The organism is Peteryoungia aggregata LMG 23059 (genome assembly GCF_030814435.1).
GTDB lineage: Bacteria > Pseudomonadota > Alphaproteobacteria > Rhizobiales > Rhizobiaceae > Allorhizobium > Allorhizobium aggregatum.
Genome location: NZ_JAUSUW010000008.1, coordinates 1 through 19,129 on the forward strand (window position 1 = coordinate 1; position 19,129 = coordinate 19,129).

Here is a 19,129-nt window from a genome sequence, read left to right on the forward strand (position 1 = left end):
CCGCCTCGCCGGGGGGGGGGGGGGGGGGCCCCCCCCCCGGGGGGGGGGGGGGGGGGGGGGGGGGCCCCCCCCCCCCCCCCCCCCGGGGGGGGGGGGGGGGCCCCCCCCCCGGGGGGGGGGGGCCCCACGGACGTGAGGCTAGCCCCACTTTAACGCAGTGAACTCGGGGTGGCGTTCACCCCCACCCGCCGCTCCGCGGCGACCTCCCCCCTCAAGGGGGAGGTGGAACTCCCCTCACCCCTCGCCAATCGCAATCAGGCTCGCGTTCCCGCCGGCAGCCGCCGTATTCACCGAGATCACCTGCTCCACCGCAAAGCGGCTGAGATAGGCAGGACCGCCGGCCTTGAAGCCCGTGCCGGACATGCCCGAGCCACCGAAGGGCTGGGTGCCGACGACGGCGCCGATCATGTTGCGGTTGACATAGATATTGCCGGTGTCGAGCGCTTCCGTGACGGTGCGGATCGTGGATTCGATGCGGCTGTGCACGCCGAGCGTCAACCCGTAGCCGGTGGCATCGATCGAGGCGATGACCTGGTCAAGCGCCTTGGCCTTCCAGCGCACGACATGCAGAACGGGGCCAAAGATCTCCTTCGTCAGGGCGTCTGAACGATCGAGCTCGACGATATGCGGGGCGAAGAAGTTGCCGGTCGCGGGCACCTTGCCGGCGTAACGCACCTTCTGGCTCCGCTTCATCTCGGCGATATGAGCCTCCAGCATCACCTTCTGCTTCTCGTCGATGACAGGGCCGATATCGGTGGTGATATCAAGCGGATTGCCGAGATTGAGCTCGCGTGCAGCACCCTCGATCATCTCGAGCATGCCATCGGCAATGTCTTCCTGCAGATAGAGAATGCGCAGCGCCGAGCAGCGCTGGCCGGCAGACCGAAACGCCGAGAGCACGACATCGTCGGCCACCTGTTCGGCAAGCGCGGTCGCATCGACGATCATGGCGTTCAGGCCACCGGTTTCGGCAATCAGCGGCACGATCGGGCCGTCCTTGGCGGCCAGCGTCCGGTTGATCGCCTGGGCTGTCGCCGTCGAGCCGGTAAAGGCGATGCCGGCAAGCTTCGGATGGGCGGCGATCGCAGCCCCAACGTCGCCTGCACCGGGCAGCAGCATCAGCACGTCTTGCGGAACACCCGCCTGGTGGAAGAGCTTGACGGCCTCAAAGGCGATCAGCGGTGTCTGCGGGGCCGGCTTGGCGATCACGGCATTGCCGGCGACGAGGGCGGCGGAGACCTGACCGAGGAAGATTGCCAGCGGAAAATTCCACGGTGAGATGCAGGCAAAGACGCCGCGACCACGCCAGGACAGACGGTTGAGTTCTCCCGTCGGGCCGGGCATCACCTCGGCCTCGCCGAACTGCTTGCGGGCTTGGGTTGCATAATAGCGGCAGAAATCGACGGCCTCGCGGATTTCGGCCACGCCGTCGTCCAGCGTCTTTCCGGCTTCGAGCGCCAGCAGCGACAGGAGCCGGTCGCGATCGGCCTCCATCAGGTCGGCCATCTTGTCGAGGGTTGCGGCACGCTCCTCGATGGGCAGCCGCGACCAGCGGGCAAAGCCCTGGCGACCGGCGGCAAAGGCGCTGTTGACATCGGCGGGCGTCGCGTTGCGCACGGTGCCGACCTTGCGGGAGCGATCGGCCGGCGACAACACGGCCTCCTCGCGCGTCGCACCACTCGCCCCCGGCACCAGCGGATGAGCCGCAATCTCGGCCAGCGGCTGGCCGATACGGGCCATCAGCCTTTCGAGATTGTCACGATGGCCGAATTCGAAGCCGGCGCTGTTTTTGCGGTCGCCGTAGAGACCCGAGGGCATCGGTATCTGGCTGTGGCGGGCGCTCTGGCCATTGCCAAGGCCGAGCTTTTCGGTCGGTCGCTCCAGAAGTGCCGTGACCGGGATATTCTTATCGCCGGCAACGGCGACGAAGGAGGAGTTCGCGCCATTTTCGAGCAGACGACGGACGAGATAGGCAAGCAGGTCGCGGTAGCCACCGACGGGCGCATAGATGCGGCAGGCGATGCGATCATTGCCGGACAGCAACGTATCGTAAAGCGCCTCGCCCATGCCATGCAGGCGCTGGAATTCGAAGCCCGAGCGGTCAGTGCCGGCAAGCTCGATGATCGTCGAGACGGTCAGCGCATTGTGAGTTGCAAATTGCGGGAAGATACGGGCGCGCTTTTCCATCAACTTCGCCGCACAATGCAGGTAGGACAGATCGGTCGCGGGTTTGCGGGTCCAGACCGGGTAGTCGTCGAGACCACGCTCCTGGGCGCGCTTCACTTCCGTATCCCAATAGGCGCCCTTGACCAGACGCACCATCATGCGGCGGCCATATTGCTGGCAGAGGCTGTCGATATAGTCGATCACCTGCGGGGCGCGCTTCTGATAGGCCTGGATGGCGAGACCGAACCCGTCCCAGCCGGCAAGCGACGGATCGGCAAAGACGGCGGCGATCACGTCGAGCGAGAGTTCGAGACGGTCGGCCTCCTCCGCATCGACGGTGAAATTGAGCTGATGCGCTTTGGCCATCTGCGCAAGCTTCAGGAGATCCGGCACCAGTTCACGCATCACCCGGTCACGATGGGTCGCGAGATAACGCGGATGCAGCGCCGAGAGCTTGACCGAGATGCCCATGCGGTTCGGCAGCTGCTGGCTCTTGCCGAACTTGGCCATATGCGCGCCGATCGCCTCGATCGCCATGGCATAGGACTGGAAATAGCGCTTGGCATCTTCGGCGGTGCGGGCGCCCTCGCCCAGCATGTCGAAGGAATGGCGATAGCCCTTCTCTTCGCTTTTGGCCGCACGCGACAGGGCGTCCTTGATGGTTTCACCCAGCACGAAGTGATGGCCGAGGAAACGCATCGCCTGCTTGGTGGCGGAGCGGACGGTGGGCAACCCAAGGCGCTTCACGAGACCACGCATGACGCCTTCAGGCGTCTCGCCCGGACGGATGACGCGGGCAGACAGACCAAGCGCCCAGGCCGAGGCCGAGACGAACCAGCTGTCGCCATGCGCCTCGTGTTCGCTCCAGCCGCCCTCTTTCAGCTTGTCCTCGATCAGGCGGTCCTGGGTCAGCGCATCCGGCACGCGCAGCAGTGCCTCTGCCAGCACCATCAGCGCCAGACCTTCACGGGTCGACAGCCCGTATTCGCGCAAGAAATCCTCAACGCCGCCGATCGAACCCGAGTTGTCTCTGATGGCCTCGATATAGGTGGTGGCGCGGCGGTCGATGGCGCCGTTCTGGCTCTCCGACAGCGTCAGACGTGACGCAAAGTGGCGCATGAACTGGTCGTCGTCGCCGGCATAGGGGGCTTCGAAACGCGGAAAATCTGTCGTGGCTGGCTTGATCATTGTCACCTCCGTGGTATCCGCAACATATCTTCCGGTTTGCAGAATTTCTCGCTATTCTTCATTCAATTTTCTGGCATATTCACTACGGAACTGGAGCTTCGTAGAGAATGAGCAAGGAAATCGACCGCCTCGACCGCAAGATCCTGCGCGCCTTGCAAGCCGAGGGTCGGTTGACCAATATTGAACTCGCCGAACGGGTGAACCTCTCGCCCACGGCGACCGCCGAACGGGTTCGTCGGCTGACGCGGGAAGGCTACATCACCGGCTACATGGCGATGCTCTCACCGCAGAAGCTCGGACGCAATCTGCTGGTCTTTATCGAGGTGAAGCTGGACCGCACCACGGCTGACGTCTTCGATACCTTCGCCGCAGCCGTGAAACGGTCGGATGACGTTATGGAATGCCACATGGTCGCCGGCGGCTTCGACTATCTGGTCAAGGCGCGCGTGGCAGGCATGGAAGCCTACCGGCAATTCCTCTCGGAGGTCATCCTGCCGCTACCCGGCGTGCGTGAAACACACACCTATGCCGTGATGGAAGAAGTGAAGGCCGGCTCTGCTTTGCCGGTGTAAAGATCGCCATAAGAGGCCAACATCATTTTGATCGGCAGCGGTCAGAAATTAGTCATATTAATAGTGACAACGCCCGAAAAATCGCTAGCTTTTCGTCCGGACTGATATATTGGTCATTAACTTCCACTTTGTTATCAACTTTCGAAATTGATAAAATGTTGCCAGAACGACAGACGCTCTTGAGTGAAGACATCGGGAGCTGTCAGAACCGCGCCGATTTGATGGACAGCTGGTCACGGGCGGCACGTGAATACGACCTCCACTACGTCACGCTGGCGACAGCCCCTACAGCACAGGACAGGCTGCTTGGTCCGCTGGTTCGCGAGTCGACGCTGCCGATCGACTACTGCCGTGAGTTCGACCGGCTGGAATTCCTGCGCAATTGCCCGACAGTGCCGCATATCAGCCGCTCCATCATGCACAACGCCTGGACGATCGGGCAGGATGGCAAAAGCGCGTCCTTCGATTGCCCTCCCGAATTTGCAGCACTGATGCACAAGTATCGGCTGATTTCCGGTGTCCTGTTCTCGGTAAATTCTGTCGATGGCAGCCGTTTCGTCGTTCGCTACGACGGCGATCGCGCCTCACTGACCATGCCGGAAATCAACGAATTGTCGATGTTGAGCATTCAGGCATTCGACGTCTTCGACCGGCTGCGTCGCACGGTTGGCAACATCACGGTCCTCTCGGCGCGCGAATTGGAAGTGGTCCGCTGGACCGCCCAGGGCAAGACCTCGCTGGAGATTGGCCAGATCCTGTCGCTCTCGGATCACACGGTGAATGCCTACATGACCAACGCCATCCGCAAGCTGGATTGTGTCAACCGCACCCAGCTGGTCGCCAAGGCGATCCGGATGAAGATCATCAGCTGACAGCGCCAAGCCTCGGAAAGAACGAAAGGCCCGGTCTCGCGACCGGGCCTTTGTCGTCGTGTGCCTGCGCTAGCGCATTTCCGGCGAAAGCGGAGTCGCCTTCAATGCTCTATCTCTTCGTCTCGACGCAACTCCGTTCGCAAAACCGCTCCGTACCTTGGCCGGAATTGCCCTGGTGAAAATCAGCGATCGAGGATCGCCTGGATCTCGACCATGTTGGAGCGCACCCGCAGGATATAAAAGCCCATGGTTGCGAGATGGGTCGGCATGATCCAGCCAGCCTCGCTGCCGTTGGAGATGATCGCCGGCTGGATACGCAAGGCAGCCTGCAACTGAGTTTCCATACCGGCCCAGATCACGGTGAGATTGCGTTCCCGGATCACGCCGCTGAAATCGGCGCGGGTTGCCTGCAACAGAGCATATTGCGCATAGAGCTGCCCATAGGCGAACCAGAAACGGTCGTCGGCACGGGTATCGAACCAGCCGGCGTTGAACTCCTCGGAACGGCGTCGCAGGATATCGGAGGTATTGCCGAGATCGCTCGCCATACCGTCGAGCAGTTGCAGCAGATTGTCGGAGCGCGCGTCGAAGACTGATTCACAGGTGGCAAGCGACGCGTTGAACCGTGTCCAGCTTTCCACCGCCGCCCGATAATAGCTCGGAGTCGGTGTCTTGAAGCCGAAGGGATCCGTGCCGAAATACCAGGTGCTCTCGTCGAACTGGAGATTGCCGCGCGCATCCTGCAGGTCGTTGTTGATACCAGAGGTTCCGCGCACGCGACCGAGATTGTCGGCGAGCTGGATGCCGGTCCGGCGCACAACCTGGTTCACGCCGCGCTGGAACGAGGCCTTATTGTCCATATAGGGCGTGTTGTCCCAATCGAGCCCGAAGAGCCCGAGCTTGTAGAGAAGCGTGGACGAAATCCAGCTGTTCTGGTTGACGTTCTGGTCGGTCAGGGCAGCAGCCGTCGTCACGACAGCCGAATCCTGGCAACGATTGGCCTCGCCGGGCAGCGGCGCCCCCGCAGACACGGTGCGCTCGTCGAACTTGTAGGCCTGAACAAAGGCCGGATCGAAGCCATGCCAGACCTGCGTGCGATAGATGAACTGGCCATAGACGACCACCAAGAGGAAGAGGACCGCAAGGATCGGCCCCTTGATGACCCAGGTCCGATCCCGATACCAGCCATGGGCGGCGAGAAACGGCCAGAGCAGCCAGGCGACCACCATGCCAATGCCGCGACCGATCGCGGCGAAGACGCGCTGGAAAAACGCGATGATCGGGTCAAGCATGGTCATCTCCTAGTCCGTAGAGGCGTTTGCGGAAAGCAGCCTTGTCCTTCAGATAAGTGTCGGACAAGCGGGATACAACATAGTCGCGATAGGGTTCAGGGTATTGCTCGTAAGTGCGGTAGAAGCCCTGCTTGTCGAAGACGAAACGCGAGACGAAATCCTCTGCCGTCAGATGCGCGATCAGCCGGTTGGTCAGCCACTGGTCCGGATGATCGGGCAGGGAGCGCACCAGCCAGAGCCGCAGCTTCGGATCGACATCCGCCATCCTCAGCGCGCCGGTGCGCGATAGCGTCCTTGAGGCCTCCTGGAGCAGCGGATAGACGCCTCGCTCGTTGATCACCTTCGCATTGCGGTGCAGGAAGGTCTGCATCCAGACCGCGTCGATACGGCTCAGATCCGGCACCGGATCAAGCGAGGCAGCAACGGAGAGCAGCGCCATCTCGGCACGATGCGCAAAGAGCCCGGAGCTTTCGACCCAGCTCGCCCGCGGCAGTTCGAGCCGGTTGGTGCGTGCGAGGAATTCGGCCACCTGCGCCGTGTCTCGGATCGAGATGTAGCTGACCTGCCACGGCCGCGATCGACGGAAGCCCGGGGCCTCCGGATCGCAGATAACAGTGGTCAGCTTTTCGTCGACGAAGACGAAGACCCCGCCGAAATGATCCGCCCAGAAGGCGTCGTGGCGGAAGACGAGTTTATCAGGCACCAGCGTGTTCTGGCGGATGTCGCCGGTCTCTTTCGCAAGCGACACCATGCGCTCCAGCATCGTATCATCCCGCCAGGCATCGGGGCTCGTGATCAGCGCATCGCAGAGCTGCCGAAGCTGGCCCGCCTTGCCGAGCAGATCTTCCGCCGAGAGCACCTTGAACTTCACCTCGTTGATCGACAGTAGATCGTCGAGCGTCTTCACCTCGGAGACGCTGTCCTCGATCTCGCCATAGAGCGTGTCCTTCAGCGTGATCGCATGGATCGCCCGCGCATTGGCCGAATAGAACTCGTGCATCAGGCCGGCTGTGTTGGAAAAGCTCGTATGCACCACCGGCAGGCTGTCCTGCTCCGGGGTGAGAATGATGAAGCGCCGGTTGACCTTCAGCGGGTCGAGATAGTCGGGATCGCCGAGCTCAGCCGCCACCTGCGGCGAAAAACCGGTGATGTCGATGTTGAATTCGGTGAGCTTGGTAGGCGGCAGCCCGAAGGCGACGAGCGCCTTGTTGTAGCGCGCGACGAGATGCGGCTCGCGGATGGGAAGTAGGCGGCCATAGATGAGTTCGGCTTCGAGGAGGCGGTTCATGCCAGTCGCTCCGCCGGAAGGTAGACAAGGTCGCGGCTGAGAACAGCTTCGCCAACCCTGCCATCGAGGATGGCGATCAAGGTGTCGAGCACGGCTGTGCGTTCTCGCAGCACCTCTGCATTCCAGAACCTGACCACTGACCACCCATTGGCATTCATAAATGCATTCCGTTTCGCATCATATTCACTGTCAGCATGCTGACTGCCATCAACTTCCACGACCAAGAGAGCCTCGCGGCAGGCAAAGTCAGCGAAGTACGGTCCGATCGGAAGCTGGCGCACGAATTTGTGCCCCGCCCGACGCCGTGCCCGCAATTCGCTCCACAATGCGGCTTCGGCATCATTCTCGACCTTTTCTAAGACTTCTCGCCCTTGCTGTCCTTTTCTGGTTCGCACCCCGCATCTGTGCCCCCTTGACCACATCGCGATCTGCAAATGCCCCTCACCCTACCCTCTCCCCGCAAGCGGGGAGAGGGGGAGCGCGACGCTAGCGGCGAGGCCTTCTCCCCGTTTACGGGGAGAAGGTGCCCGAAGGGCGGATGAGGGGCAAGCGCAGCGCTCAATCACCAATTCCCCTCCCCCTTCATCCGCTCGATCTCGCCGATCGCCCGCTCGCGCTGGCGCTCACGTCGGATGATCTCCGTCACAGCCGCATCATCCGACTTGTCGGCATAGCGGAATTCCGAGTCGGCGTAGCGGTTGATCTCCTGCAGGATCATCTCCATCGTCACGGGGCCGCGCAGCTCCGATATCATCGCCTTCTTCTCGTCGTAGCTCTTGTGGACGAAAGCATCAGGCTTTTCGAACCAGGCGTCGGGCAGTTCGACATCCATCGCCCGCATCTTGATTGCATCGGTGATGTTTTTGATGGCGCGGCCCGTGAAGCGCGGTTCGGCGAGCTTGATCGCGTGCAGATAGGCGCCGACATCGGCCAGCGTCTCGATCTTGCCTTCGCTTTTCTCATAGCGTTCCCACACGGCGACCAGCCCATCCTCCTTCGGACGATCATGCTCACCATAGGAGCGGCTGACGGCCTTCTGGATCTCCTGGCCGGCGAACAAGGCGTGCTCGCCCTGCGGGATCTGATGGTTCTTGCCGACGAGCAGCGAGAAGATGTCGATATAGTCCTCGCGCGTCTGCGGCCCATCGACCAGCCAGCGGGCGCCGGCGCGCTGACGCAGCGCATCGTCGACATTCTCAGGGTAGTTGGAGAACATGCCGAAGGTCGCATTGCCGCGCACCACGGTCGAGGCACCAGCAAAGCTTTCCATCAGGACGGCTGTCACCTCATGCTGGCCGGCAGAGGCACGGTCGTCGGAGCGCTTGGCGGTGACCTGGTCGACATCGTCGATCGTGCCGAAGCCGATGACGCGCGGGTTGAGCACGTTGTTGACGAAGCTCTTGCAGTTCTGGCCCGACTTGCCCTGATAGGACGAGATCTGGTCGACACCGAAATTCTCGTAATGGAAGGCATAACCCGCCATCTTGCAGTAGTCGTTGAGCAGCCCTGCCAGCATCTGGATCAGGATCGTCTTGCCCGTGCCCGGCATGCCGTCGCCGATGAAAGTGAAGAGGAAGCCGCCGAGATCGACGAAGGGGTTCATCTGCCGATCGAAGTCATAGGCCATCAGCATCTTGGCGAGCTTCAGCGCCTGATACTTGGCAATGTGGTTGCCGATGATCTCTTCGGGCTTCTTGAAGCTCATCGAAAGCGGCTTCGACTTAACGCCCGGCACGCCGTCGAAACCGTCGAGGGTAAAATCGTCCTGATCGACGCGGATAAGGGCGTTTTCGAAGACGCCGAGATGCTCGAAGCGCGCCTTACGGGTGAGAAGCCCGTCGAGCGCAAGATCGGCGAGGCCACGGACCCGGCCGATCAGCGTCGCGTCATCACCCGCCCCCTTCACCGCCGTATCGATGCCGGCGACCATGCTTTTGAGCGCATCCTGGGCGGTGTCGAAGAGGAAATCCGGCTCGCGGATGCCGTCGAGCTGTTCGCCCTCGCCCGCGACCGTGGACTTGAGGTAAGCAGCAAAGGCAAAGGCCGCGACATAGGCCTGCGAGGCGAGCAGCGCCTTGAAGCGCGCAGCCTCCTCGCCCTGCAGGGGTGCAGAGATATTCCGGGCCTGCAAAGGCTCCAGCTCGCTCTGCCGGGCAAAGACATCCGATATGGCCAGCGCCACCTGCGCGCCGCGCCTGACACGATAAAGCACGGTGTGCTGGGCAGGAGTCAGAAGCGGATCGGCAGAACCGGTCGCCTGGATGGTCTTCGAAAGCTCGACCTCGCGGGTCCGGCGCACCGAGCCGGTCGAGACCGTCGAGACAAATCGCCGTCCGGTGCCGGCGATTGGGGCACCCGAGGCGCCCTCGCCCTGGTCGAGCACCACGACACGTGTGACCAGCCCCTGGGCGACAGCCAGATGCTTGGCGATGTCTTCTTCTCTGAGCGTGGTCAGGCCTGCAGTCAGTTCGCTCATGTTCAGACCTCGCTCACAATCTGGTTGCCGGAAATCACATGCACCTTGAAATTGCCGAAGATCGCCTTGACCTCGTTCGCCGCATAAAGCGCCTGATAGGCGTCATGCGGCACCAGCGCGTGCTTCTCATAGGTCGAGACACCCATGCGCGCGGCTTCGAGATCATGCGTCTCTATGTGGAATTCCTGGGAAGCGGGCGTCGACGAGAAGAAGCCCTTCACCGCCGGCTGCTCGCGCTTGGAAAACACCTCCTGCACGGTCCAGGTCATCACCCAGGCTTTCTCAGGCTTGCGCACCCGGTCGAGGATCTCGGTGACCCGGCCGGAATTCTGGGTAAGCCCCGTCGAATAAAGCGGGCCGAGCACGACGCGGCGCACCGATTTAGGATGCAGCGTCGGAAAATCGCGGTCCATATTGGTTGCGATCGTCGCCGGCGTCAGCGAATAGGCCGAATTCCTGGCGCAGAAATCGTCGAATGTGCGGGCGAGTTCCGGATTGAGCAGTCCGCCGACCGGAAGCGGGATCTCCACCTCTTCATTCAGTCTGCCGTCCTCGGTCACCAGGACCTTGGTGACGTTTTCCGAGGAATCCTCGATCGTCGCCAGATAGATCATCGGCAGCGTGCTCACGCCGTCGAAGGCAGCCCAGCTGACGAGATAGGACGGCCGGCGTGACTGCGGATTGACGCTGACGGCAACAGTGGTCGGCAGGACGAAGGGCGAGAAGATTTCACCGGCCTGAACCTGTTCGAGATAGAGCCGCTCGGCGATCTGCTGCTGCAAGGCGGTCGGAAATTCCTTCTGCCGCAGGATGAAATCAACCATTTCCGTGCGCAGCTTGCCGACATCAGGGATGGTGGAAAGCCTGGATGCGGCTCCCGCCCGGTCGTTTTCCAGCTCCAGCACGTTCTGGAAGATCGGAAACCCGCTCTCCGCCTGCGCGATCTTGAACTGGCCGGTAAAGCCGATGCGGTTCTGCCACGAGGTAAAGGAGTTCCGCAGGCGATCAAGATAGGGCAGCAGATGCAGTGTCGGCGGTCCCGTCTCGCCGAAGCGGCGATCGGACTGGCCGAAGAACTGCTCGAGGCCTGAAAGCGCCGAAGCCATGGTGGTGAAATAGTGCGTGACTGCACTGTTGCGATCGACGACGTTCATGCCCCTCCCCCCATCGACACGACCGCGCACCGCAAGAGCGGCACGCGACCGGATGGCCGCGTCCACGTCATGGGCATGATCAAGGCTTCACGTAGTTGGCCGCATTGTGCTTGTCGAGAACCGACTGGAAGCGCCGGGCGAAAGCGTCGTCGGCGAGCTTCTTGCGGCGCTGGATATCCTGCGTCGAGAGCATGTTCTTCTCGTGCAGTTCCAAGAGATCGCCGATATGCCGCTGGGCAGCCGCGCCAATGCCGGCCATCGTCTCTTCGGCCGCCGTATCGACTTGGCTGCCGAGGGTGTTGATCCGGTGCGCGACATCCTGCTGGGCAGCCGTCTTCAGCGAATCTTCGAGCGCCTTGTAGAGGACGATGCGCTGTTCGGTGTCGATGGTCAGCTTGTTGATCAACGTGTTCTGCGCCGCGATCTGGTTGTTCAAGCTGTCGACAAAGGTCTGGAACATTGAGGTATAGCGTTCCAGCGTCTGGCTCTCGGCCAGCAGCTCCTGCTCGCGGGCCTGCGCCTGATTGTAGTCGGTCGCAAGCTTCGAGCGTTCGGCTTCGAGATCCGTACGTTCCGACGTATCAGTGGAAGCGGCGATCTTGTTTTCAATGTCGAGCAGCGCCGGATTGAGCGTTTCAATGCGCTTCTGCGTCTCTTCCAGATTGGCGATCGTCTGCTTGCGGCGCTCGATCACCTGCACGAGGCTCGCCTCTGACGTCTTGTAGCGCTCTTCGAGAACCGTCTTCTGTTCCTTCAGGATGCCGACAATGCTGTCCGACTTGGCGAGCAGTTCCTGCAGATTGCCGGCGAGCGACATGTTGCGGACGCGCTCGGTGCGCATGCTCTGCGCCTTCTGCTTGGAAAAGATGCCGATGAACTTTTCCATGCCGGAAAGGCTCTTCATGCTTTCGAACTCGGCACCAAAGACATTGGTCGCGTCTTCCAGGCCGATGATCAGGTCGGCGATGTTCGCCTCCATCACCTTCTGCTGGTTGAGCACATCTGAGATCCGGGCGTTTTCGATATCGAAATCCTGGCCGGTGAGCTTGGAATCGCTCTTGGCAAACGTGTCCAGCACCACGCCGGACTGCTCGATCTTGCCGCGCATCTCCGACACGATCTTGCGCGTCTTCTCGATTTCGCTGTCGAAGGATTGCAAAGTCGCCATGTTGTCTCCCTGTCCCCTTGCCGGCGACGCGCCGGATTCGTTGCCTACCACCATAGCGCGTTTCCCGGTGCGGGAAAGTATCGCAGCGCACAGGAGCAATCGCCATCATCCGATATGGATGGTCGCGAGCCCCACACAAGAGGCGCTATCAGAGAAATGCGACAGCCCTGAAACGGCTGCCGCATCGGGGAGTTGTGTCGGGATCACTGGCCGCCGGCAGCGGGATCCTTGAGATAGGCGATGATGTTGGCGAGATCATCATCCTTCTTGACGCCGGCATAAGCCATCTTGGTTCCCTTCACGACGGCCTTGGGTGCCTTCAGATAGGCAGAGAGGGTTGCGTCGTCCCAGACCTTGCCCTGACCATATTCGACCATCGCGGGGGAGTATTTGTATTCGGCGATCGAGGCGACCGGGCGGCCGACGATGCCCTGCAAATGCGGGCCGACCTTGTTCTTGGCCTCGGTCGCGACATGACAGGCCTGACAGGCCTTGAAAGCCTTGGCGCCGGCGACCGGATCACCATCGGCGAAGGCTGGGAGCGGTGCGAGAGCGACCGCGAGCAGCATGAGCATGGAAGACGTTTTCATCGGAACTCCTGTATCGATCAATTCGGCGCGCTTGCGCCGCAGTGCCATCGGATCATCTGTTGGCATGACGGGCAAGTCGATGCTTTGACGGTTATCAAGCCTCGAATATTTTTCCAATGCCCCCCGCTCCCTGAGAAGAAAGGCGAGCAGGTCGCAAACAGGGGCGCTGCTGCGACGCAAACGCACGGGCATCCTTGCAATTCTCCGGTATTGAATGTTGACTTGGGAACATTAAAAAAACCGGGAGCCTGCCAATGACGTACTCTTCCATCTCTCGCCGCACACTCGTGGCCGCCGTTTCGCTCATCGCCATCTCGGCGATGCCCCTCGCAGCAGCCGCAGCCGAAGCCGAAAGCTGCTCCACCGTGCGTTTCTCGGACGTAGGCTGGACCGACATCACCGCGACCACCGCGACCGCATCCGTCATCCTGAAGGCACTCGGCTATGAGCCGACGACCACCGTGCTCTCTGTCCCGGTCACCTACTCCTCGCTGAAGAACAAGGACATCGACGTCTTCCTCGGCAACTGGATGCCGACCATGGAAGCCGACATCGCGCCTTACCGCGAAGACAAGTCCGTCGAGATCTTCGGACCCAACCTCGAAGGCGCGAAATACACGCTCGCCACGAATGCCAAGGGTGCAGAACTCGGCATCAAGGACTTCGCCGATATTGCCAAGAATGCCGAGGCACTTGAAGGCAAGATCTACGGCATCGAGCCGGGCAATGACGGCAACCGCCTGATCCTCGACATGATCGACGCCGACAAGTTCGGCCTCGGCGCCTTCGAAGTGGTCGAATCCTCCGAGCAGGGCATGCTGGCCCAGGTCGCCCGCGCCGAAAAGGACGGCACGCCGGTCGTCTTCCTCGGCTGGGAGCCGCATCCGATGAACGCCAACTTCAAGCTGACCTACCTGTCGGGTGGCGATGAGGTCTTCGGCCCGAACTTCGGCGGCGCGACGATCTTCACCAACACCCGCGCCGGCTACACGACCGAATGCCCGAATGTCGGCAAGTTCGTCACAAACCTCAAGTTCTCGCTCGCCATGGAGAACGAGATCATGGGCAAGATCCTGAATGACGGCCAGGACGCCGAAGTGGCAGCAAGCGAATGGCTGAAGGCCAATCCGACTGCCGTCGAGCCCTGGCTCGCTGGCGTGACAACCAAGGATGGCGGCGACGGCCTCGGCGCGGTGAAGACGGCCCTCGGCCTCTGATCCCTGTCCATCGATCGTGGAACCGCGCGGCAGGAAGGGGATCCGGCCGCGCGGCCTCCCAGGCATTGAACCTGTGGCCATTCGGGGACAAACATGGATTTTCTGACCGACAACAAGCTGCCCATCGGGCCCTTGTCGAAAAGTTTCGTCGATTGGCTGACGGCCAATGTCGATTTTGTATTCGATTTCATCGCGACCATATTGAGCGCATCCATCAACGCCATGCTCTTTGTGCTGCAGGCGCCCTTTCTCAAGGGAACTGCACTCGAAGCCTTCTATCCGCTGCTCATGATCGGCGTGTCTTCTCTGGTCGCCTGGGTGATGCGTCGCTCTCTGGGCGTCACCGTCTTCACCTTCCTCGGTTTGCTCCTGATCTATAACCAGGGCTACTGGAAGGAAACGATGGAGACGCTGGCCCTCGTGCTGGCTGCGACCGGTGTCTGCATGGTCATCGGCGTGCCGATCGGCATTGCCTGCGCCCGTCGCCCCTGGCTCTACGCCGCAGTCCGACCGGTGCTCGACCTGATGCAGACGATCCCCACCTTCGTCTATCTCATTCCGGCCCTGATCCTCTTCGGCCTCGGCATGGTGCCCGGCCTGATCGCCACCGTGATCTTTGCGATTGCAGCCCCGATCCGCCTCACCCGCCTCGGCATCATCTCCACACCGCCCTCGCTGGTGGAAGCGGCTGTCGCCTTTGGCGCAACCCCGATGCAGGTGCTGCGCAAGGTCGAACTGCCGTTCGCCACGCCGCAGATCATGGCCGGCCTCACGCAGACGATCATGCTCTCGCTGTCGATGGTCGTGATCGCGGCACTGGTCGGCGCAAGCGGCCTCGGCGTGCCGGTCGTGCGCGCACTCAATACCGTCAACATCGCCCGGGGCTTCGAGGCAGGGCTCTGCATCGTGATCCTCGCCATCATCCTTGACCGGATCTTCCGCATTCCCGGAGAAGACACATGACCGACGCCGTCATCTTCGACAATGTCGACATCGTCTTCGGCGACAACCCGCAGCGGGCGCTTGACATGGTCGACCAAGGCAAGACCCGCGACGAGATCGGAGCCGAAACCGGCCTCGTCCTCGGCGTTGCCAAAGCCTCGCTTGCGGTCAAGGAAGGCGAGATCCTTGTCCTCATGGGCCTTTCCGGCTCCGGCAAGTCGACGCTCCTGCGCGCCGTCAATGCGCTCGCCCCTGTCGTTCGCGGCAATGTCAGCGTTCGCACTGAGACCGGCTATGTCGATCCCTACAAGGCCTCCGCTCAGGTGCTGCGCGACTTGCGCATGCACACCGTCTCCATGGTCTTCCAGCAATTCGGCCTCCTGCCCTGGCGCACGGTTGCCGACAATGTCGGCTTCGGGCTCGAGCTGGCAGGTGTTCCGGAACCCGAGCGCAAGGAACGGGTGGCGGCCCAGCTCGAACTCGTCAATCTGTCGAAATGGGCGGAGCGCCGGGTCAACGAGCTCTCGGGCGGCATGCAGCAACGCGTCGGCCTTGCCCGCGCCTTTGCGACCGGCGCCCCGATCCTTCTGATGGACGAGCCTTTCTCGGCGCTCGACCCACTGATCCGCACACGCCTGCAGGACGAGCTGCTTGAATTCCAGGCGCGGCTGAAGAAGACCATCCTCTTCGTCAGCCACGATCTCGACGAAGCCTTCCGAATCGGCAATCGCATCGCCATCATGGAAGGCGGGCGCATCATCCAGTGCGGCACCCCGCAGGAGATCGTCCAGAACCCGACGAACCAGTATGTCGCGGATTTCGTCCAGAACATGAACCCGATCAACATGCTGATCGCCTCCGACGTGATGCGCGCCGGCGTCTCCGGTGATCAGCATGCGGTGACCGGGACAACTGCCCCGCGCACGCCGCTGGTCGACGTCCTGGATGCCCTGGCGCGGCAGCCCGGAACGATCGGCGTCGTTGACAACGGCGTCATCATCGGCACGATCGACGCCCAGGATGTGGTAAGCGGACTGACCAAGCACCGCCGCAAGGGATGACCTCCCTGCCCGCACCGAAGACAGACGCATGCGGGAGACGGCAATGAACGACAAGCCCCAGGTTATCAGGGACACCGACGACGATGCGCGCCGCCAGGCGCGCATTCTCTTGCGCGGAGCACGCTTCGCCGCGATCGGCGTGATCGATCCGCAGACCGGCTTCCCCTTCGTCAGCCGCGTGCTTCTCGGCATGGACAAGGACGGCGCGCCCGTGATCCTCGTCTCGGCCCTCTCTGCCCACACCACGGCTCTCAACGCCGATGCACGCGCCTCGCTCCTGACCGGCGAACCGGCCAAGGGCGACCCGCTCGCCCATCCGCGACTGACCCTGCAATGCATGGCCGAACGCGTCGCGCGCGACAGCGACACACATGGCCAGCTAAGGGCCCGTTTTCTGGCACGACACCCCAAGTCGCAGCTTTATATCGATTTTCCCGACTTCTGCTTTTTCCGTCTGGTGCCCGAACGGGCAAGCCTGAATGGCGGCTTTGGTCGTGCCTATCATTTGAGCAGCGACGATTTTCATATACCGAAAATGAACGATGATTTGTATGCCGACGAAGACGCAGTACTGCGAGAATTAGGGGGGGCATATCCAGACCTGGCCGCGCAGATCGCTGTGAATGTGCATGGCGCCCCGGACGGGGACTGGCGCATCTCGGCGCTCGATTCTCACGGTTTAGACCTTAGTTTCAAAGACTTACTGATTCGCCACGAATTTGTGACGCCAATCACACATTATAAAGAATTGCTATTAGAGTTACCTAATTCAGTATACACAGTACCTTAAATTTAGGCATATACAATTTTGACGACGCTGGTAGAGTTTGGCTTCCAGTTAAGTCATGGATTTTTCAACGACTGCCACTCCCCCCAAGGGCACTCGACCAAGGAAAGTTGAACTGAGATGAAAACAAAAGCTTTGTCCGAACAATCGACTGTCGCTGCCGGTTTGCTTTCCGCCATGGCAAATCCCAAGCGACTGATGATCCTCTGCAGCCTCGTCGAGGGCGAGGTTCCCGTCGGTGTTCTGGCGACCCAGGTAGGCCTGAGCCAGTCGGCTCTGTCGCAGCACCTGTCAAAGCTGCGTGCGCAGAAGCTCGTCAAGACCCGCCGCGACGCCCAGACGATCTACTACTCCTCGACATCCGAATCGGTGATCAAGATTCTGTCGACGCTGGAAAGCATCTACTGCCCGCCCGTTGCAGCGAGCAAAACTGCTGCTTGATGACAGCGCTGCCAGGATAGCGCTGGTTTAGGTGGGAGGAGATCGGCGCATCACCCGTTCAATCGGGTGACATCCTCGGCAACTGAGATTTCGAAGCCCCGGACGGCATCTGCCGCCGGGGCTTTTTCTATGTTCGGCCCCGACTGCGGCCACACAGATGCAGCCGGTTCGCAGACAGGCTTCCGGCAGGCGCCTTCCATCACCCGAATTCAGCGATCCATGACCTTTGTTGATGCCCTCGGGACAGTGGCTTGACGGTGTCTCGCCGCCTGCTAACGTGCTGGCGCAATCAACAGATTTCGGCGTTTCGCCGACAGCCGGGCCAGTGGCCGCCCATGAACAAGAAGGCCATGGAGAACATTATGTCTAACCGCCTGAATTCCACGCCGAACGACCTGCGCGCCTTCTGGATGCCGTTCACCGCGAACCGCCAGTACAAGAAGGAGCCGCGCCTTTTCGTCGGCGCCAAGGACATGCACTACACCACCCATGACGGCCGCCAGGTGCTCGACGGCACCGCCGGTCTCTGGTGTGTGAACGCCGGCCACTGCCGCCCGCTGATTACCGAAGCGATCCGCGAACAGGCCGGCGAGCTCGATTATGCCCCGGCCTTCCAGCTCGGCCATCCCAAGGCGTTTGAACTCGCCAACCGCCTGATCGACATCGCGCCTGATAACATGGCCCATGTGCTCTACACCAATTCCGGCTCGGAATCGGTTGAGACGGCGCTGAAGGTGGCGCTCGCTTACCAGCGCGTGAAGGGTCAGGGGTCCCGCACCCGCCTGATCGGTCGCGAGCGCGGCTATCACGGCGTCAATTTCGGCGGCATCTCGGTCGGCGGCATCGTCTCCAACCGCAAGATGTTCGGCACGCTGCTGACCGGCGTCGATCACATGCCGCACACCCATCTGCCGGCCAAGAACGCCTTCACCAAAGGCATGCCCGAGCATGGCGGCGATCTGGCCGACGAGCTGGAACGCATTGTTACCCTGCATGACGCATCCACCATCGCCGCCGTCATCGTCGAACCGGTCTCCGGCTCCACCGGCGTTCTGATCCCGCCGAAGGGCTATCTGCAGCGCCTGCGCGAGATCTGCACCAAGCACGGCATCCTGTTGATCTTCGATGAAGTCATCACCGGTTTCGGCCGCCTCGGCGCGCCCTTCGCCTCGCAGTATTTCGATGTGAAGCCCGACATCATGGTCACCGCCAAGGGCCTGACCAATGGCGTCATCCCGATGGGTGCGGTCTTCGTTACCGCCGAGATCCACGACGCCTTCATGCAGGGACCCGAGCACATGATCGAGTTCTTCCATGGCTACACCTATTCCGGCAACCCGATAGCCTCTGCCGCCGCACTCGGCACCCTCGACACCTATCGTGACGAGAACCTGCTGACGCGTGCGGCCGAAATCGCGCCCTACTGGGAAGAGAAGCTTCACTCTCTGCGCGATTGCCCTAATGTCATCGACATCCGCAATCTCGGCCTGATCGGCGCGATCGAACTGAAACCGATCGACGGCGAACCGACCAAGCGCGCCTTCAACGCCTTCCTCGAGGCCTATAATGACGGTCTCTTGATCCGCACGACGGGCGATATCATCGCGCTCTCGCCGCCGCTGATCATCACGACCGAGCAGATCGACGAACTCTTCGACAAGCTGCGCAAGGTGCTCGAGCGCAACATCTGAGGCAGACCTCGGATCGACATCGAAAAGCGGCCCGTGGGGCCGCTTTTTTTGTGGCTTGTCTGGGGCTGACCTCGCGACCGCCCTCCTCCTTGTCGGTCGCGAAGCCATCCCGTATTGTCATGAGAATCGCACGTTCGATCCCGACGCAGATGATAGCGACACGGACGACCGACGACAGCAGCATCCCCGGGATCTTCATCGCCGACATCAGGTCGGGGGTGACC

Annotated in this window: 15 protein-coding genes and 1 pseudogene; 8 read left to right on the forward strand and 8 right to left on the reverse strand. The window is 61.6% G+C overall.

The genetic code is table 11. The features are described from left to right. Positions 1–234 precede the first annotated feature (234 nt). Complete coding sequence (gene putA / locus J2045_RS14390) at positions 235–3,354, reverse strand: bifunctional proline dehydrogenase/L-glutamate gamma-semialdehyde dehydrogenase PutA (protein WP_307373922.1); 3,120 nt, start codon at positions 3,352–3,354, stop codon at positions 235–237. A 107-nt stretch (positions 3,355–3,461) separates the two neighbouring features. Here putA and J2045_RS14395 point away from each other — a divergent pair, with 107 nt between their 5' ends. Continuing rightward, positions 3,462–3,926 carry an Lrp/AsnC ligand binding domain-containing protein gene (locus J2045_RS14395; protein WP_307373924.1) on the forward strand — a complete coding sequence of 155 codons (465 nt, stop codon included), beginning with the start codon at positions 3,462–3,464 and terminating at the stop codon, positions 3,924–3,926. Between the two features lie 179 nt (positions 3,927–4,105). Further along, positions 4,106–4,798, forward strand: a complete 693-nt coding sequence (locus J2045_RS14400) for a helix-turn-helix transcriptional regulator (RefSeq protein WP_307373926.1) — start codon at positions 4,106–4,108, stop codon at positions 4,796–4,798. Between the two features lie 182 nt (positions 4,799–4,980). On the opposite strand, the gene J2045_RS14405 is transcribed toward J2045_RS14400, so the two are convergent. The 7 genes and pseudogenes from J2045_RS14405 to J2045_RS14435 form a co-directional block, all read right to left on the reverse strand. Further along, the gene (locus tag J2045_RS14405) at positions 4,981–6,090 is read right to left on the reverse strand and encodes a DUF2333 family protein (RefSeq protein ID WP_307373928.1); all 1,110 of its coding nucleotides are present in this window, start codon (positions 6,088–6,090) and stop codon (positions 4,981–4,983) included. Next, on the reverse strand, positions 6,083–7,378 hold the full coding sequence (locus J2045_RS14410) for a DUF6638 family protein (protein WP_307373930.1): 1,296 nt from the start codon (positions 7,376–7,378) through the stop codon (positions 6,083–6,085). Before J2045_RS14410 ends, J2045_RS14405 begins: the two co-directional genes overlap by 8 nt. After that, positions 7,375–7,780: pseudogene (locus tag J2045_RS14415) on the reverse strand (endonuclease domain-containing protein). Before J2045_RS14415 ends, J2045_RS14410 begins: the two are co-directional and overlap by 4 nt. Before the next feature lie 160 nt (positions 7,781–7,940). Next, positions 7,941–9,854: an AAA family ATPase gene (locus tag J2045_RS14420; RefSeq protein ID WP_307373932.1), complete on the reverse strand. Its 1,914-nt coding sequence runs from the start codon at positions 9,852–9,854 to the stop codon at positions 7,941–7,943. A gap of 2 nt (positions 9,855–9,856) precedes the next feature. Beyond that, positions 9,857–11,008 carry a hypothetical protein gene (locus J2045_RS14425; RefSeq protein ID WP_307373934.1) on the reverse strand — a complete coding sequence of 384 codons (1,152 nt, stop codon included), beginning with the start codon at positions 11,006–11,008 and terminating at the stop codon, positions 9,857–9,859. A gap of 79 nt (positions 11,009–11,087) precedes the next feature. Next, positions 11,088–12,176 (reverse strand): coiled-coil domain-containing protein, encoded by a 1,089-nt coding sequence (locus J2045_RS14430; RefSeq protein ID WP_307373936.1) that lies wholly within the window; start codon positions 12,174–12,176, stop codon positions 11,088–11,090. Between the two features lie 203 nt (positions 12,177–12,379). Then, the gene (locus J2045_RS14435) at positions 12,380–12,766 is read right to left on the reverse strand and encodes a c-type cytochrome (RefSeq protein ID WP_307373938.1); all 387 of its coding nucleotides are present in this window, start codon (positions 12,764–12,766) and stop codon (positions 12,380–12,382) included. A 320-nt stretch (positions 12,767–13,086) separates the two neighbouring features. On the opposite strand from J2045_RS14435, the gene J2045_RS14440 reads away from it, so the two are divergent. The 6 genes from J2045_RS14440 (at position 13,087) to aptA (ending at position 18,905) form a co-directional block, all read left to right on the forward strand. Then, entirely contained in the window at positions 13,087–13,983 is an 897-nt protein-coding gene (locus J2045_RS14440; RefSeq protein ID WP_370873142.1) for a choline ABC transporter substrate-binding protein, read from the forward strand. A gap of 93 nt (positions 13,984–14,076) precedes the next feature. After that, positions 14,077–14,946, forward strand: a complete 870-nt coding sequence (choW, locus tag J2045_RS14445) for a choline ABC transporter permease subunit (protein ID WP_307373942.1) — start codon at positions 14,077–14,079, stop codon at positions 14,944–14,946. Beyond that, positions 14,943–15,986, forward strand: coding sequence for a choline ABC transporter ATP-binding protein (gene choV, locus J2045_RS14450; RefSeq protein WP_307373944.1), 1,044 nt, complete (start codon positions 14,943–14,945; stop codon positions 15,984–15,986). The genes choW and choV overlap by 4 nt, the downstream gene beginning before the upstream one ends. A gap of 43 nt (positions 15,987–16,029) precedes the next feature. Then, positions 16,030–16,776, forward strand: a complete 747-nt coding sequence (locus J2045_RS14455; protein ID WP_307373946.1) for a HugZ family pyridoxamine 5'-phosphate oxidase — start codon at positions 16,030–16,032, stop codon at positions 16,774–16,776. Between the two features lie 117 nt (positions 16,777–16,893). Then, on the forward strand, positions 16,894–17,214 hold the full coding sequence (locus J2045_RS14460; RefSeq protein WP_166602233.1) for an ArsR/SmtB family transcription factor: 321 nt from the start codon (positions 16,894–16,896) through the stop codon (positions 17,212–17,214). 362 nt (positions 17,215–17,576) lie between these two features. After that, a complete protein-coding gene (gene aptA / locus J2045_RS14465) occupies positions 17,577–18,905 on the forward strand; it encodes an omega-aminotransferase AptA (RefSeq protein ID WP_307373948.1) in 1,329 nt (442 codons plus the stop codon). Positions 18,906–19,129 lie beyond the last annotated feature (224 nt).